This window comes from Planctomicrobium limosum, assembly GCF_051465645.1.
GTDB lineage: Bacteria > Planctomycetota > Planctomycetia > Planctomycetales > Planctomycetaceae > Planctomicrobium.
Window position 1 is genome coordinate 3,171,687 of sequence record NZ_CP195790.1, and the last position, 16,304, is coordinate 3,187,990.

14 protein-coding genes are annotated in these 16,304 nt (G+C 53.1%); 6 read left to right on the forward strand and 8 right to left on the reverse strand.

Annotated features, from left to right (window positions below; genetic code table 11):
- Positions 1–13: 13 nt before the first annotated feature.
- On the reverse strand, positions 14–1,312 hold the full coding sequence (locus SH527x_RS11860) for an NAD(P)/FAD-dependent oxidoreductase (RefSeq protein ID WP_437190890.1): 1,299 nt from the start codon (positions 1,310–1,312) through the stop codon (positions 14–16).
- Between the two features lie 612 nt (positions 1,313–1,924).
- Between SH527x_RS11860 and SH527x_RS11865 the strand changes: the two genes are divergently transcribed.
- Both SH527x_RS11865 and SH527x_RS11870 read left to right on the forward strand, forming a co-directional pair.
- The gene (locus tag SH527x_RS11865; RefSeq protein ID WP_437190891.1) at positions 1,925–2,179 is read left to right on the forward strand and encodes a hypothetical protein; all 255 of its coding nucleotides are present in this window, start codon (positions 1,925–1,927) and stop codon (positions 2,177–2,179) included.
- Between the two features lie 56 nt (positions 2,180–2,235).
- Positions 2,236–4,170: a TolC family protein gene (locus SH527x_RS11870; protein WP_437190892.1), complete on the forward strand. Its 1,935-nt coding sequence runs from the start codon at positions 2,236–2,238 to the stop codon at positions 4,168–4,170.
- 135 nt (positions 4,171–4,305) lie between these two features.
- Here SH527x_RS11870 and SH527x_RS11875 read toward each other — a convergent pair whose 3' ends face one another.
- Positions 4,306–5,691 (reverse strand): phytoene desaturase family protein, encoded by a 1,386-nt coding sequence (locus SH527x_RS11875; protein WP_437190893.1) that lies wholly within the window; start codon positions 5,689–5,691, stop codon positions 4,306–4,308.
- Positions 5,692–6,073: 382 nt separating this feature from the next.
- Between SH527x_RS11875 and SH527x_RS11880 the strand changes: the two genes are divergently transcribed.
- On the forward strand, positions 6,074–6,358 hold the full coding sequence (locus tag SH527x_RS11880; RefSeq protein ID WP_437190894.1) for a hypothetical protein: 285 nt from the start codon (positions 6,074–6,076) through the stop codon (positions 6,356–6,358).
- Between the two features lie 199 nt (positions 6,359–6,557).
- On the opposite strand, the gene SH527x_RS11885 is transcribed toward SH527x_RS11880, so the two are convergent.
- The gene (locus SH527x_RS11885) at positions 6,558–7,862 is read right to left on the reverse strand and encodes a DUF11 domain-containing protein (protein ID WP_437190895.1); all 1,305 of its coding nucleotides are present in this window, start codon (positions 7,860–7,862) and stop codon (positions 6,558–6,560) included.
- Between SH527x_RS11885 and SH527x_RS11890 the strand changes: the two genes are divergently transcribed.
- Positions 7,861–8,019 (forward strand): hypothetical protein, encoded by a 159-nt coding sequence (locus SH527x_RS11890; protein WP_437190896.1) that lies wholly within the window; start codon positions 7,861–7,863, stop codon positions 8,017–8,019. The two genes, SH527x_RS11885 and SH527x_RS11890, sit on opposite strands and share 2 nt — an antisense overlap.
- Before the next feature lie 159 nt (positions 8,020–8,178).
- Here the strand turns inward: SH527x_RS11890 and SH527x_RS11895 are convergent, their stop codons facing one another.
- Positions 8,179–8,862 carry a hypothetical protein gene (locus tag SH527x_RS11895; protein WP_437190897.1) on the reverse strand — a complete coding sequence of 228 codons (684 nt, stop codon included), beginning with the start codon at positions 8,860–8,862 and terminating at the stop codon, positions 8,179–8,181.
- Positions 8,863–9,030: 168 nt separating this feature from the next.
- Positions 9,031–10,257, reverse strand: a complete 1,227-nt coding sequence (locus tag SH527x_RS11900) for a hypothetical protein (RefSeq protein WP_437190898.1) — start codon at positions 10,255–10,257, stop codon at positions 9,031–9,033.
- A gap of 221 nt (positions 10,258–10,478) precedes the next feature.
- On the opposite strand from SH527x_RS11900, the gene SH527x_RS11905 reads away from it, so the two are divergent.
- Together SH527x_RS11905 and SH527x_RS11910 are read left to right on the forward strand one after the other, a co-directional pair.
- The gene (locus SH527x_RS11905) at positions 10,479–11,498 is read left to right on the forward strand and encodes a hypothetical protein (protein WP_437190899.1); all 1,020 of its coding nucleotides are present in this window, start codon (positions 10,479–10,481) and stop codon (positions 11,496–11,498) included.
- A gap of 37 nt (positions 11,499–11,535) precedes the next feature.
- Complete coding sequence (locus SH527x_RS11910; RefSeq protein ID WP_437190900.1) at positions 11,536–13,266, forward strand: glycoside hydrolase family 88 protein; 1,731 nt, start codon at positions 11,536–11,538, stop codon at positions 13,264–13,266.
- 113 nt (positions 13,267–13,379) lie between these two features.
- Here SH527x_RS11910 and SH527x_RS11915 read toward each other — a convergent pair whose 3' ends face one another.
- From SH527x_RS11915 to SH527x_RS11925, 3 genes are all read right to left on the reverse strand, one after another.
- Positions 13,380–14,315, reverse strand: a complete 936-nt coding sequence (locus SH527x_RS11915; protein ID WP_437190901.1) for an RluA family pseudouridine synthase — start codon at positions 14,313–14,315, stop codon at positions 13,380–13,382.
- Positions 14,316–14,411: 96 nt separating this feature from the next.
- Positions 14,412–15,302, reverse strand: coding sequence for a ThuA domain-containing protein (locus SH527x_RS11920; protein WP_437190902.1), 891 nt, complete (start codon positions 15,300–15,302; stop codon positions 14,412–14,414).
- A 349-nt stretch (positions 15,303–15,651) separates the two neighbouring features.
- Positions 15,652–16,260, reverse strand: coding sequence for a hypothetical protein (locus tag SH527x_RS11925; protein WP_437190903.1), 609 nt, complete (start codon positions 16,258–16,260; stop codon positions 15,652–15,654).
- Between the last annotated feature and the right edge of the window lie 44 nt (positions 16,261–16,304).

The window sequence follows — 16,304 nt, forward strand, 5'->3', positions numbered from 1 at the left end:
CGCCGTCGTCGGATTAAAATCGATCGAGTCGATAAGGGTGCGGGTCGATGTGCGGGTACTTGCCGATGATCATTTCGGCAATCAGTTTTCCGGTCGCCGGAGACATCGAAAGCCCCAACATGCTATGTCCGGCAGCGACCCAGACGTTCTTAAAGGACGGAACCCGACCGATCAGCGGAACACCATCACAACTCATCGGACGCCAGCCATACCACTCTTCATAGAACGGCTCGGTGTACGGTTCATGAAGATACTGAGACGCCCCTTCTGTCAGTAACTTCAGGCGGTCTCGTCGCAGCGTCGGATCGAATCCCGCGAATTCCATCGTCGACCCCAATCGATAGGCGTCGCCCATTGGAGTTACCCCGACACGGTGGTCTTCCAGAAGCATCGGGTACGTCGGACAGATCTCCGGACGCTTCATCGTAATGGAGTAGCCTTTGCCGGGCTCAATTGGAATATAGGAGCGAAGTTGATCGCGCATCAACCGGGTCCAGGCTCCAGTCGCAATAACAACATGGTCGACTTCAATTCGTCCATTGGTTGTCAGAATCGCAGAAACACCGTGATCTCCCTCTTCCATCCGAATGAGCTCGCAGTTCTCGCGAATCATCACTCCATCCTGAATCAGCCGCGTCTTCCACGACTGCATCAGTTTATCTGAACGCAAGTGGGCATCGTTTTCGTAATACCAGGCGCCTGCCAGACCGGGCTTGAGAGCCGGTTCCATCTTGACCAGTTCGTCACCATCAAGACGCTTTGCTCCCAAATTGAACTCGTTCAGCAGCAACTCGTTCGTCTTTCCGAATTCTTCGAAATGCGGGAAATTCTGAAAGACAAAGAGGAGTCCTTTCGTCTCCCAGTCGCAGTCTCCGATGACCTGATTCGCAAACAATTCGTCATAGAGTGCTCTGGAAGACTGCAGCAAAGCGTGCCGCGCCTGCCCCGCCTGCAGGGCATCAATTCGATTACAGCGTCGGGCAAATTCCCAGAGCCACAACCAGAACTGCCAGTCAAATCGAAACCGCATCTTGAACGGTGAGTTCCGTTTGAAAAACGTCCTCATCGTCGATGAAACCGCTCCCGGGCGACACAACGGCAACACATGGCTCGGAGAAACGTAACCACAATTCCCATGTGAACAGCCGCTGCCGAACTCGCGACGATCAATCAGCAGTACAGGTGCCCCTGCAGTAGCGAGATAGTGTGCACAGCTCGCTCCGATAATCCCTCCCCCAATCACCACAATTGGACGACGAGGTGCTGCAGTTGTCGATCCAGTATTTGTTGGAAGCGGAGCAGGAAGCGACACGTGGATTTCCTGATAGAACCGGGGAAGGATTTGATGCGTGCGATGTGCACATTAGAGCATATTTCACAACATCCTGCGCATCTCCGACGGCCAGAACACTGCTGCTTTACTGGCAAACTTGCACTCTGCGCGACAAGAACCGCTCATCTGAAAATGAAAGACTGTTCAATCTCCTGAACGTCGCGGGAATTCCATCACCACAAATCAACACAAACCGATCTCTTTGCGTATTCGCGCCTGAACAACAAACGACAACAACCCAAAATTACCTCAACCTCAGCAACTTCCTCGCAGGCACGATCATCATCACGACCTTCATAAACACATAAGTGTCTATCTGATTGGTTCCCTTTAGGCAGTCGCCTCCACAATCCATTCCCCTACGAACAAACCCGGGAATCTCCCGGTCAACAAACCTCCACTTTCGCTCGAATAAGCAGCAGTTTCCCGCCATATCAAAACAAACAAACTCAACGCAACTAACCCCCAAATAGCAACTTAGAACAAACAGAACCACAAACCATTGCATCAGAAAATCGCCGTGAAATCACCATTCGAGCCAGCAGTCCGGTTCGGCAATTTGGGAAAAACATTCGCATTCTCGCAGTACCAATGGTTCTGCAACTCATGACGAGCAATATCGACTTATGCCCTGCAACGGTCATGACCAAAGGGGGAATCGTTTATCGAGCGCCGTTTAAGCGGACGATAGCTTCCATGCAAAGCGTAGATTTCCTGCTGCTGGGAGCATCAGCAAAATGGTCATTGGAAGACAAATCGTACTACGAAAATGGACAGCAATTGCTGCTGTTACTTCTACACTCCTGTCTGGCTGTGTCCGTGATCGCACTGACGTCTCCTACTTAGGAGAGCAAAAACGCGACAAATATCGGGCACACGCCACAGAGGTCTCTTACCCGAATGTGAATAAGCCACTTCCACCGGAAGTGTCGTCCGCTGCTCCTCCACAAACGATTCTCGACACGGAAGAAATTCCGATTCGGGACATCACGCTCGCCGAGACAATGCAGTTTGCATTGCAGAATAGTCAGGTGATCCGGACAGCCGGAGCATTCATGACGAACGGTGGCACGTTGATGACGAATCCGAACGGGCAGATCACCCAATACGACCCGGCGATTCAAGCATCGGGCGTGTTGTTTGGCGGCCGCGGGGTGGAAGCAGCATTGGCTGCGTTCGATGCCCAGGTGAACGCCAGCATGCTCTGGGGACGTAACGAGCAGATCGCCAACAGCGCGGTTGGTGGAGTTGGTCTCGCTCCGCTGTCAACGATGACCAGCGAAACAGCGGCCTTCAACGCCAACTTGCAGAAGACCTTCGGTAACGGGGGGGTGATCTCCTTAAATCACAACGTCAATTACCTCGGTTCCAATTCACCCGGACTGGCGTACCCATCCTCCTATGCCGGAGCAGCAGGTGTGAACTACACCTTGCCGTTGCTGGCCGGATCGGGAACTCACTTCACACAGATTGCCGGTCCAATCGGACAGTCATTCGGCGGGGTGAGCGGTGTCGGACAAGGGGTCTTGATCGCCCGAATCAATGAGGATATTTCCATCGCCACCTTCGAACTGGCGTTGCGGAATCTCGTCAAGGATGTGGAAGACACCTACTGGGAACTCTATCAGGCGTACCGCAATTACCACACTGCGGTCACCGCCCGAGAATCTGCATTACTAACCTGGCGAATCGCGGACCTGCAGTTGCAGGGAGGAGTTCGAACCAGAGCGGAAGTCGCACAGGCTCGAGACCAGTACTTTGCCACCGAAGCAGCTTCTGTGAACTCGCGGTCACAGATTTACTCAGCAGAAGTCCGCATGCGACGCCTGATGGGACTGTCCGCAAGTGATGGAACAACTCTGCGACCACTGGACGAACCGGTTACGGCACAACTTGTCCCGGACTGGTATGTCAGCTTGACGGAAGCGATGACCCAGCGTGTGGAATTGAGATCCCAGAAATGGAATCTCAAGAGCATGGAACTGCAGTTGGATGCTGCAAAAAGTCTGGTTCGCCCACAGTTGAACTTTGTGAGCGGTTACCAGGTGAACGGATTCGGGGACGACCTCCTCGGATACAACGGGACAGCCCCGACGTCACACTTCTATGAGAATATGACAGCCGGAAATGAAACCGGTTGGAATCTGGGTGTCCAGTTCAACTGGGCCATCGGGTTCCGGGCGGCAATGGCTCAGGTTCGTAACTACGAACTTCGAGTTGCCAAAGCCCAACGGGTTCTTGTCGAGCAGGAAAAAGAAGTCACACTCGAACTGGCGACGTCGTTCCAGGAAATTGCGCGAGCCTATGCCGCCGCAGAACTGAACATGAACCGAATGATTGCCGCTCGCGAGAACGTCAAATTCCTCGAACCCAACATTCGGGAAGGGACGATCCTGCTGGACGAACTGTTGCGTGCCCAGTTGCGACAGGCTGAAGCCGAAGTGGCTTACTACGACAGTCTGGTCCAATACAACAAAGCTCTCAACGACATGCAGTTCCGCAAAGGGACAATCCTGACGCACAATGCCATTTTCCTGTCAGAAGGCAGCTGGGCTCAGGAAGCATACACCGACGCGAAGTACAATTCGGATGCACGAAACCACGGTCGAGATGCCTCTCGCGTCCTGAAGTACGCAACAGAGCCGTTCTCGTCTGCAGGCCCAGTCAACGATATCTACTTCGAAACGCCTGCTGAAACGATGCCAACTTATGCCGCCCCTGTTGAAGGAGTCCCACTGATCTCGACTCCAGCAACTCTGGTTCCTGAACCGGGGATGCCGGCTCCGCTTCCACCAGCAGAACCGAAGATCCAGGCACTGCCACCAAAAGTGGAATAGTTTGGATTTCAAAATAGAAAAGCGGCCTTCTTCAACTCTGAAGAAGGCCGCTTTTTTTGTTTCTCGTCATCAGATGATGGATACCGAGGAGAGCATGATCCAGGCGCATCGAACAGACGAGTCAGTCCTTCATCATTAGTCCATGATCAAATGGTTGTTCGCCATCGTGATTCCGGAAAGCATTGATCCAATGATTCCAAGGAACCCCTGATCCGTCCCGCAGAGATATAGATTTGGAATCGATGTCATCCCGTTCAGCACCTTCACAGGCGCACCATAAACGGCGCCGTTTAAGTGCCACGTGAAACGATGAATCGTCTTGGGAGTGAAGACGTCTGTATCAATGATGTGTTTGCGGAAGTCCGGAATGTGCTTCACAGCCGCTTCCGCCATTTTGTCGCACCAGGACTGCTTTGCGGCGTAGTACTCTTCCTGATCGACTGTCATCCAATACCCCGGATCTGCAAGTGCCGTGATTCGGATGTAGCCCTCTTCTAACTCTGCACCATCTGCATATTGGAAATTGTTTGGTGAGCAGATGATTCCGCTCCGCAGATCAATAGGCTCGACAGGTGCCTCGTAGTGAAACTTCTCGGCATCATTGTAGAAGACAATCGTCTCGTGATGGCCAAGCGTTTTGGGGTTACAGTCCAGAACGAAGATCGCCTCATTGAACGAGACGGCACCAGCGGCAGGCTCAGGCTGTGAAGCAAGTTGCCCACACATCCGGTTCGTTTCAACGACACCAGCCGATGAGAGAACATTCTTTGCGCGGATCACTTCTCCGTTATCGAGAATCACGCCGATCGCTTTTCCATTTTCGATCAGGATCTCTTTCACTCCATGCCGGAGTTTGAGTTCCCCGCCAAGTGCTTTGTAATGCTTCGTCAACGTTTTCAGGATTTGACGGACACCATCATATGGCCGTGAAAAGCCCTCTTTGAAAATGCTCTTGAACATGATCACGAACTGATTGAAGTCCATGTCATGAGGCAATGCTGACCCGTAAAACATCAACGGGCAAAACAGCATGTCGATCAATACTGGATCAGTCAGAAACTCGCCCACCACTTTTCTGGCCGAGATTGCATGTTGATCCAGATTCAATTCATCGAACTGGTCGATCTTCGCGACAAGACTTCGAAATCCATCAGCCTGATCCGGGAACTCACGGCAGACATCGTCCTGAAATTGCTCGAAGTTGTTATTGAACTTCAGCGTATGGCCGGGGAACACCACCGACGATCCCAACTGCGGGGAGAGATCGAAATCGTCCCACCTCAGTCGTAACTGTTTCAGGAGCTTGGCTAATGGGCCTGTCTTTGTTCCAGGTGCCGCATAGTTGGTGACAGCATGCAACCCGACATCGAAATTCCTTCCTCTCATCCGGTAGAAGGAGTTGAGTCCGCCGATGGTGGTGTGCCGTTCGAGAATGCAGACTTTCTTGTCGTAATAGGCCATGCGGATTCCCGCTGCCAACCCAGACATCCCTGCACCAATAATGACCGTATCGTAGTTCACGCCGCGTCCGCCGCCTCATCCGGTATGTTGCGATCGCATCCGACAGCCATGCCGGAATGCGCCCTGTCAGGCTAATCAACTGAAGTGAGTAGCTTGGCGAATCTCTACCGGAAAATCACGTCAGGAGGTCACATCACAAATTTGATGAGAATCGGCAGTTCCTTCCGGTCAAGAATTCGGCAAATTGTGCCGAATTCTTTTTCCAGATGCAGTAGACCTTTTCACATTATCCACAAGATCTAGTTGCTTCAATTCCAAGTGGGCACAAACCTGTACACATGCACGGTTGCTCAACTGGAATAACCGGTGTATTTTCACCGGCACGAAGCATGGATCGCGACGTTTTCTCGGTCTCTTCACTGCTGCTTGAAAGGAATCAGGCATGAGCCACCTCGCTCTGTTGTCCGATAATTCATCTGTCGAAGAACACCCACGCATCATCTCGTTTCTGGATTTTGCGACTCAGCAGCCTGTTGAAAAACGGACTGCTGGCGATCGTGCCCGTCTGGAACGCAAGAATCAGTGCTGCCCTATCTGCAATCGAGTCACTGTTGAAGTGATCGAGCTGAACAACGGCCGAATTGGTCGCAACGGACGCATGATTCCAGGCACCGGTTCACTCGTTGGCTTCAGCTGCAACGCCTGCGGTCACGAATGGCCAGTCTAGACCAGTTCGGTCTTTTCATTGGCAGTTGATCAGATCTGCGACGGACTCCAAAGAACGTCCGCAGAGAGACGCAGACGGTGTTCGCCTCGATTGAACATCGGCCAGAATATCAAATCAAATAAAAATGCCCCAGCAAGATTGCCGGGGCACTTTTATTGAATCGATGTCGCAATCATCAGGCCAGCCAACCGGCCCAGCCTTATCGAACCTTACACTGGAAGCTGACGAATCCACCAGTTTTGCCTTTGAGTGGCTGGTCGAATTCGAAGGTCAGCAATTTGCTTCCCTGACCGTTATCGGTCACATCAATCTTGCCATCCATATTGGCCGAAATCGAGCCTTCCACGAACTCCAGTCGTGGTGAAAGGTTGTCGATCACCCGAATCTTCAACAGATCACGTTCGCCGACATTATCAAAGCGAATGGTGAAGGTGACGATGTCGCCTGGGTGAGCAGATGATTTGTCTGCAACTTTGACGAGTTTCAGCTCGCCCGGTGTACGACGATCTTCTGAACCAGTGAAGTCTTGAACAGAGAAGACTCCCTGTACTAGATCGCCAGTTACATCCTGAGCGACCACAATCGGCCGACGTCCATCTGCCCATTCTTGAGCAGCAGCCACACTCAGCCCGAGTGACGCCGTTGTAATTCGCTCGAAACGACCTTCCTGCAGGAAGCGAATATCTTCGAAGGCATTCACCAGTTTCACATGGTTCTGTGCACCGATTGCCTTATCCAGTTGATCATCTGCAACGCGTGCTCGCAACCCGCTGGCTCTTGTTCGAGTCTGCATCCCCAACGGTTCATCACGCTGAACCTGTTCGCTGGTCACCTGCTTGGTGTTCAAACCAGCAACAGTTCGTCCGTCCTGATGCCCCACCGCTTTGGCGACAGACATATCTTCTTTAGGCAAGGTTGCTGATCGCACTTCACCAAACCGCGGGGCGTAAATCGCAGCCTGCGTACTTGGTTTCAGTCGAACTTTGCCTTCTTCATCCATGTATTCTGCAATGGTGTCCTCGACTTCGAGGCCAGCACGGTACTTCCCTTCGTAATGGACAGGGAGACCGTTATCGCCCCCATCGCGTACGTACTCATCCGCTCGTGAACCTGGTCCCGGGTACGGATTCAAAGCCCAAGGGGCAACGCCCGGCGGACAGGCTTCAATCGGAATTCCGGTCGCCGATGCGTGCTGCTGTGGCACAACACCCGTTGGAGCAAAGCCGGTTGGAGCAAAACCTGTCGGTGGCAATGCCGTTGCCGACAGTGCTTCGCGTGGCTCCGCTTTGTGACTGATCGGATCAACGTCTGCGAACGCAGGTGATTTCGGTCCCGGAGCCGGAAATTCGGCAGAGACCTGCTCGACCTTCGTTGAAGATGGCATCACAGCAAAGGGATCTTCCCCTTTGGAAATTCGGGTGAGAACTTCGCTTTGCTTGCTGTCAGTTGCAGCAACCTGCTTTTGCTGATCGGCCTTCAGACCAGCGGCGCGTGATCGCCCCATGGTCGCTGTCCCTGGGGCATTCGTACTAGCCGAAGCGTCCGACTGCTCGGCAGCAGACGCCATTGCCGGTTGGTTCGGCGAGAAGGTGTTCTGGACGTATTTGCTGGCAGAACTGCAAGAGGAACTACACAGCAACAATCCCAAAGCCGCAGCGTGACGCCAAGGCAAATTCTGATGGCGAGCAGAGAATTTTTTTGGTTGAGATGCCATGATTACGTTTCCCGAAAAGTTCAGCTGAATCCCATTCAACAGGGATTCAGCAATTCAGCTCATCAGAGTCGCAAGTCGCGATTGATAAACGGTGTTTCCTGCCAGACTACGGACGGAGAATCTGCAGCGGGGATCCGGAAAAGAATTCATCGGATGATGCATTCGCAGATGGGATTCGTCCGCCGATTCGCACGATCGCCATTGGTCGCCCACGACGATCAGCTGCTTCAATCAGATTGGAAGTTGGAGGAAGGTTCTCAATGCGAGCGCCCCCTTCCTGAACAACCGGAAACGCAATATCCGGCTGCTCCAGATAGACCACTTTGGTCACCATTCGATCCTGCATCACTGTTTCAATTTCTTCAGCAGTGATCTGAATCGGAATTGGAAACTCAAGTTCCTTGCCGGCCGGAGGATGCAACCGGTCCAACACTTCAATTGTGGGATAGAGCCGGACACCTGGGTAATCCGGCATGTCGCTAATGCAGACCCGATACACGTAGCCGACGCCCATTCCAGCAAGCGCCGGAGCATTCTGGTCAATCTGCGCCTGACCTTGCTGGGACATCGTGAAGAACGTAATCCGCCCTGTTCCAGGCAGACTGATTCGCACAGGTTGCGGCGAACCTGCAATTCCCGGTCGAGTGAGTGCACTCCAACGCCCTGCCATCCCGGTCGGCCCGCGATGATCGAGGAGTGTATAGCGTTCTTCAGCCTGCAATGCGGTCGCGGAAAACAATCCGGCAACGCACAGGCTCAAGAACAGACGATGGCGAGTCTTTTCGAACATCGTTTTGATTACGTTTGAAAAGGAGAGTTGTTTGAAGTTGACACCCCGAACAAGCCGGAGAAATCACAGTTCAAGATGATTCGAAACTGACCGCTGGTTCACACGTAATGGAAGCAGTGTCAATGAGGTCAGCCGGGACGAACCCGGCTGACCAGAATCAACAATTCATTACTGAGCTGGCATTGCCCAAGCTGGCATTGAAGTCTCGCCTTGCTGGTAGACCGGGTGTTTCTCGGTGTACTGCATGTAGCGGACAGGTTCAGGCAGGCTCAGACCTGGCTCGTGACGGACATCGATCAGCATGTGGTCAACTGGTCGAGGAATGTTGTAGTCCGTGGTGTTTCGCATGGTGTGCGACTTCAGACCGGCTGGACGTCCCAGTGGGATATGTGGAGGTCCTGGCAGTCCGATTGGTGTTCCAACGGTTGGGTAACCGTACATTGGAACCCCATTCATACCGACGATTGGATCGTATGGAGGACGACCTGGGCCAGCTGGGCCGCCCATCATCATGTCGCCTGGAACACCGCTTCCCAGTGTTGAGTCGAGGTGTCCGCTCACTGGAACTGGTGCCATGAACTGTCCTTGCTCACCATTCACCAGACGAATCTGCTGGCCTTGACCGTTCTGCCCCATCAGCAATGCCTGTGAGCCAGGAACTTCAAGATTCATGTTCCCCATGCGGAGGACAGCCATGATTGTTCCGCGACGATCTGCTTCAGCAACTGGATCGAGGCCTGGGCCAAGGCGAGTTGAAACAAGTTCTTCAACCCCGGCGATTGCCAGTTCCTGGAAACGTGCGTCTGGCAGGTAGATCACCTTGGTAACGAAGTTGTTGGTCTCGATCTGGTCGAGATCTTCGTCGGTAATACGGATTGGCAGAGCGTTGTGCTCAAGGTAAGCAGCTGTCTGAGCCTGCACTGGATAAACATGCAGAGAAGGATAGACAGTCAGGCCTTCGCGACCTGGAATACCGGCCAATTTCAGGCGGTAAGTCGCTCCCTGTGCGAAGTTATAGCGATCTGGAGCAATCAGCTGGTTCTCAGCGAATGATGGCCCGATCTGCCAGCCAATTGCCATGCCCTCTGGACCGAGGAAACGTACCTGTGAGGTGCGTGGTGGCCCATTTGGAATCATTCCGAATCCGCCTGGAACGTTCATCGGCATATTCATGCCTGCACCCGGTGGACAGGCTGCTGGCGCCTGATGTGACGCCAGTGACACATGTGGTCCCATCACACCCGGTCCAGGTCCGCCCACCATAGGGCCTGGCTGTGCCAGCATTTGCGCTGGCGGTGCATGATACTCATTTTTCTTCAACGCCTGCTGTCCGTCGGCGGCGCAGCCCACGCAGACGATGAGCAAGGTGCCCAGTGCCAGGAAATACAGTCTCATCGCTTTTCCTCTTCCTTGTGGTCCCGGTGATTCGCTCCGGATTGCGGTCGACCAATCTTTCCGTGACTGGCTAAAATCCAACCGACCGGGCCGCGACGGCATGTACTGCTTGAGGTTGTTCCCGCAGGCATCACGCATTTAACGAAATGATTCTTCGGCCATCTCTGTTTTCGGATTGACAAGGCACCAATCTTTGGAAAATTCGGCACCTTCAGGACAACATGAACAAACTAACAACACTGACCGCCGCGGGACTTATGCTCATCCTTTTGGGGGTATTTGCTACGGGAGTCCTTGCGTGGCAAGAGGTTAAGGGCGACACCAAGGCCACAAACGGGGCAGAAACGCCTCAGGCGGACGCTGAGGCAACCATTTCTGACACCGAGGCCGTCGAGCTTCTGAGACAGGCTCGAAACCGCCTTTTCGAGCGTCGATCGATTCAGGCGCAGATGTCTCAGGTCATCTCAATTGGTCCGCAACGAGTAAAATCGACCGGTTCTTATCTGGCTGCGGCCGGATTTCGCTATCGATTTCAATATCAACTCTCGCTGGGAGACCTTCAGGGAGAATTTCTTGAGGTTTGCGACGGCCAATTGCTTCACACCCGCCGTCAAATTGCCGCCGTCAACGAGAAAGTCGCCGCAGTTGCTCCGCCAGAGATCGAACTCACCCGGCGAGATATCCAGCGAATTCGCCGGGAAGCACTGGGAATCAAGGATGCTCACCCAGCCGCGAATCTGTCTGAAGCGCTTCTGGAAGCAGAAGTCGGAATCGGGGGGATTCCTGCGATTCTGGCCATGCTCGAACGCACTTTGATCCTGTCTCCGATTCGCACACAGACTGTCGATGGACGCGATTATCTGGTTCTGCAAGGTCGCTTGCGTCCAGATCGTAAGAATGAACTCATCGTTGGGCTCGGAAGTGCCGCCAGTCAGGTTGAAAACTTTCTTCCTGACGTCGTTCGCGTCTATCTTGAGAAGGAAACACTGTTCCCTGAGAAGTTCCTGTATCTCAAGCGAACCAGCAACGACCAGAATTCGCTACGACCGTTGATTACCGTCGAATTCTCCAACATCATACTGGACCAGCCTGTGCCGGACGGCCAGTTCATCTATATGGCTCCACCGGGTGTCGAAGAAAAAGACGAAACGACTCAATACCTGGAAGCAATGCGTCAGGCAGCAACTCAAGCGACTCGACCACCTGAGACAGAACCTGCACCAGCTCAACCCGGTAAATAGGCCAGTCCCCTGAAGTTGCTCACGCCTGGAGAAGACAATGACGTTTGTGTCTCAGTTGCGAACCTGCCGCTATTTTCCTGCAGGCATCCTGATGCTAGCCCTTTCCGTTGTTCCTGCAAGCGGGAGCGATCTCAATTCAGGGGTGACAAAATCAAGCGGAGACCTTCAGGTAGAAATTGGCCGTCGTGATGAAGGCATTCCTCTGATCGCGACTGGTGATGCCAGTATCTTCGCGAATCAGGGAGAACTCGCCGACGCACCACGCATTCTGATCACAGTCCCAGAGACAGGATCAGCGAACACTCCCCGGCAGTTGCAGGACATCAATTCGTTTCGCCAACAACTTTCCAAGTTAGCAAAGCGTGAACTCCAGTTCGTCGTCGTCCCTGTTCCGGCTGGACTGTCATTTCCTCCAACCGGTTCCGCATACAACACAAAAGGACAACGCACTGCCGCTGCAATTTGGCGAGCAGTTGCCTGGACTGGAACAGATATCGTCATTGAGTTCATCAATGAACCCGTTCCTGCCTGGTCTGAAACTTCTCTGGCGAATGCAGTGAAGAACAATAGTGTGGCAGGCTACGGAAAAACGCACTCCGTCCAACTTCCAGTCGCATTGCTGGCAACACCGATTTCAAAATGGACTGTAGAGCAAAAAGCCAAGACGGGCTTCGATGAGGTGTTCCCTGCAGCCGTCAAAGGTGCAAGCACTTCTCCATTGAGGATCGAATTTCAGTCACGCCAGTCTCGCACGCCGCATCAGGTCGCCGAGCAGATGACAAAGGTGTATGGACATGACCTGAAGAAAGTCATGTACCAACCTGCCCTCGCGATTATCGCTCGACAGGAATTCGCTGCGTTGACCGGCGATAAGACAGTGAAACCGGATGTCGAGAAAATCCTGACACCATGGTTGGAGAACACGACTGCGAAGGCGGATCCCAATGGAAGCGTCGTCTCAGGGCATCTGGTCTTCGTGGATTGGGCCAACCGAACTGGCGATCCACGCGCAATCGAACTTATCAAAAAGGCGGTCAGTGTTGGCTTCGATGAAGCAGGAAATCCACTGCCGTCCATGCCGATGCACCATGAGATGAGCGATGCCGTCTTCATGGGGACTCCAATGCTTGCGGCGGCAGCGCGGCTGACAGGGGACACGAAGTACCTGGATCAGCTGGTGCGTCACTTTGAATTCATCAAAGGACTCTGCCTGCGACCGGATGGAATCTATCGAAGCTCTCCATTATCAGAAGCCGCCTGGGGAAGAGGCAACGGCTTCCCAATGCTCGGGCTTTCACTCGCTTTAACAGAGCTGGAAACGCTCATTCAAGATCCGAAGCAATCCCCTGCACTCGTCGCGCGAGCAAAGGAAGTTCACACAAAGATTTTGCCAGATTTCCAAGCTCACGCGAAAGCATTGCTGAAACATCAGGATCTCACAGGAGCGTGGCGACAGGTCATCGACGAACCATCTGCGTACCGCGAACTGACAGCAACCTGCATGTTGGGATTTGCAATGCAACGCGGGGTGAATCGCGGTTGGCTGTCAAAAGAGGAATTTTCACCTGCAATCGATCGGGCCTGGAACGCTGTGCTGATTCGCGCTGGTGCCAATGGTCATCTACTGGACGTGTGCACGGGCACAGGGAAGCAGAAAGACCTGCAAGGCTTTTTCGATCGAGAAGCCATTCTCGGGATCGATGAACGTGGCGGCGCAATGGTCTTGATCTTCACGATTGAACGATGCAAGACAGCGGCAGCTCAATAACACGCTTGCTCTTAGAAGACTGCTTTCACAAACAAACAGAAGCCGCTCATGGAGCGGCTTCTGTTTTTTCTTGACGGCCGTTTCAGTGATCGATAACGAAGACCCCGATCAGCCTATGAGCGTTTCTTGGTGCTTTGAGACCTCAGAAACCTTTCGAAGTCTTTAGGCAATGGGGCCTCAAACTTCATTGCTTCGCCGGTGACCGGATGATCGAATCCGAGAACAACTGCATGCAATCCCAGACCTTTACTTCTCCATGCTGGATGCTTTGCTTCATGTGGACGATAACGATCGTCACCTAACACGGGATGCCCTACTTCTGCGAAGTGAACGCGAATCTGATTTCGTCGCCCAGTCTCCAGAATCGCAGTGAGATATGTGGCATCTCGCAAGTATTCGTTCACGCGAAAGTGAGTGATCGCGAGTTCGCCCTGTTCGCCGGGCCCAACAGAATAGCGTTGCAGCCGCTTTGACGTCGTCATGTACGTCCGGAAGGTTCCTTCCTTCTGCATCACACGACCAGCAACAAGAACGGCATACTCTCGTTCCGCTTTGCGAATCCGAAACTGCTCCATCAACTGTTCAGCGATCTTTGGATTCTTGGCAACAACGAGCGTCCCACTTGTATCACGATCCAACCGATGGACAGCAACTGCTCTGGCTCCGCGCTGACGACGACGCAGGTATTCAGTCACGGAATCGATCAGCGTCTTCTGGTTACCATTGTCGGTTTGAACCGTGAGAATCCCGGGGCCCTTATCCACAACAATCAGATACTCATCTTCGAACAGCACGCGAAAATATGCTGGCGGCCGCTCAACTTTTGCTTCCTTATATCGAGTGTGCGGATCGTGAGTCACTTGCACGACGCTCCCGGCTTCGACGATCAGGCCTCCCTTTTTACAGGGCCGCCCGTTCAGCAACACACAATCCCGGTCAAGCAATCCTCTGGCTTCCGAGCGTGATCGCCCGGTCATGGTTTGCACGAGTTGATCCAGCCGACCAACCTGTTCGGCCTCGATCGTTAATTCCACCACTTCCAGAGCCATTGTCGGACTTTAAACTTTTCTAAAGGATCAAGATTCAATCGATGCCCATTGGCACCACCAGAAACTCAACAGACACCTCTCACGTTGAAAACAAAACTATTTTCGCGGAGGCTTCGGGTCGAGATTCTGTTCCAGTTCTTCCGGAGTCACTTTCGAAGCGACTCCATTTTCAGGCACGGTCATCCCGCTTGCCCAAAGAAAGGCATTCAACACCACTTTACGATATTCGTCGTTGGCCCAATTGTCATGGAAGTGACCACCGGTGAAGCCGAACCCGCGGCTGCCATCCGGACGTTCAATCGCCCACATCATGGCTTCGGCTTTGCCTTTATTCGCCTGAATGTGAGCATAAGGCCCTTTCGGGTAGACATAGGGACCATCGCGAACTTCATCGCTCGGTTCGGCCACCAGAATCGGAGTGAATTTCACATCGCCAAATTGAGCAGCTTTGCGACCATCAAAGTCCGAGAGAAACCGCATATTGAAATACCATTCATCTTTAATTTTGAATGGTTTCACGCCTTGAGTAATCGGGTGCTTGGGAAACGAAGTGAACTCCGGTTCCCAGATCGGATTGCATGAGAAGGCATTTTCGTAATGGCCGCCAATCCAACGCAGAAACTCGGCGCCAGCCTGATCGGGAACGACTTCCACACCGAAATGCATACATCCGATGCCGACACCGGCCTTCGCAAGTTCATCAATCAGTTTCAGCCGGCGCCCGTTCTCCTGAACAACTTCATGACGGGCGCCTCCGTCCATGTAAAAGACGATGGCGTTCGCATGTTTGAACACAGTCTCGTCTTCAGGCCAGCCGTTCAATACGACATCAACGTGAAGGCCCGGCACGTCTTTCAAGCACTTTGCGAGAAGCTGAACACCAGCATTGAATTCGTGCATTCGTGCAGGATGAGACGGCTTTCCGGCAACGAGAACCAGATTTTTGGGAGCGTCTGCTGAAGCAATTGTGGTCAATCCACAGAGCATCAAAACAGTCAACGTTACGGCGCAAAAAGTCCGTCTTAAAACTGCACGCACAGGCGACTCCTCGTCTCCGGGTCACATCTCAGAACGGGTCCACGTTCTGCATGGAGGAAATTCTCGGCTCAGGTCTGTACTGGCGATGCGTTTTCGGCGAAGTTGGACTTTGCCCAAACTCATCGCAGAAAAACAGACTATGGCCTCTCTTGCAGTTCTAACACGCGAGCGGATTTGTCGCCACCCGACGCACCTTCCAGACAGAACTTGCTGGAAATCAGGGGCACATACTGCAAATTGAGTGCGACAGAGGAATTGACCGGCGATGAATCAGCCAGCGCGATTGAAACGACGCAGGTTAAACGACACGGTCTGGTTGTGGAGCGACCCGAATAAAGCGAACGGTTTTCCCGTCGATCGTCGTCGTCCAGACTCCTTCTTCAACAGGCAAATGACCTTGCTGCCCGCGAATCATCAACCAGCCGACTCCCCCGAACTCATCAATGATGCGATAGTCCCCGTTCGGAAGTGACTCAGGCAAGAGTTCAACATGCTGCTGAATGGCCGGAACAGAAAGAGTGAGGCCGTCGTGATCCACCGTCCGACTGACTGGCAATGAAGCAGCTTTCTGAATGGCCGCAGTCCCCTTTTGGGAAGCTTTGCTCTCTCGCAACTTTTCGAACGGATCGATCGCAATCCATCCGTCGTCATCTTCTGAAACAGCTGGAACCGTTGCGACGACGGGCAATGGAGAAAGTGCCTCCCATTCGGGTTCTTCTTTCGTTTCGACAGATACAACCGGAGCCTCTGCTGGCAATTCCTCATCCGGCAATTCGACCAACGTGACGAACCGGAATTCAGTTCCAACTCGGGGGGGAACATCGTTTGCCCACATGCCGGTGAACATCGCTGTCGCCACAATCAGCGAAGCAATGCGTATCAGTCGTTGTGTGGATTCGATGATCATGGCCGTCACAAACAAGAAACGAGAAGTGCTCCTATTCGGAAGTC

Bases quoted from the DNA above. Each gene is read 5' to 3' on its own strand.
- SH527x_RS11865 (WP_437190891.1), top strand. From the start codon at position 1,925: ATGGTTCTGCAACTCATGACGAGCAATATCGACTTATGCCCTGCAACG.
- SH527x_RS11920 (WP_437190902.1), bottom strand. From the start codon at position 15,302: ATGCTCTGTGGATTGACCACAATTGCTTCAGCAGACGCTCCCAAAAAT.
- SH527x_RS11915 (WP_437190901.1), bottom strand. From the start codon at position 14,315: ATGGCTCTGGAAGTGGTGGAATTAACGATCGAGGCCGAACAGGTTGGT.
- SH527x_RS11905 (WP_437190899.1), top strand. From the start codon at position 10,479: ATGAACAAACTAACAACACTGACCGCCGCGGGACTTATGCTCATCCTT.
- SH527x_RS11885 (WP_437190895.1), bottom strand. From the start codon at position 7,862: ATGGGGCGATCACGCGCCGCTGGTCTGAAGGCCGATCAGCAAAAGCAG.
- SH527x_RS11925 (WP_437190903.1), bottom strand. From the start codon at position 16,260: ATGATCATCGAATCCACACAACGACTGATACGCATTGCTTCGCTGATT.
- SH527x_RS11890 (WP_437190896.1), top strand. From the start codon at position 7,861: ATGGTCGCTGTCCCTGGGGCATTCGTACTAGCCGAAGCGTCCGACTGC.
- SH527x_RS11895 (WP_437190897.1), bottom strand. From the start codon at position 8,862: ATGTTCGAAAAGACTCGCCATCGTCTGTTCTTGAGCCTGTGCGTTGCC.
- SH527x_RS11910 (WP_437190900.1), top strand. From the start codon at position 11,536: ATGACGTTTGTGTCTCAGTTGCGAACCTGCCGCTATTTTCCTGCAGGC.
- SH527x_RS11900 (WP_437190898.1), bottom strand. From the start codon at position 10,257: ATGAGACTGTATTTCCTGGCACTGGGCACCTTGCTCATCGTCTGCGTG.
- SH527x_RS11880 (WP_437190894.1), top strand. From the start codon at position 6,074: ATGAGCCACCTCGCTCTGTTGTCCGATAATTCATCTGTCGAAGAACAC.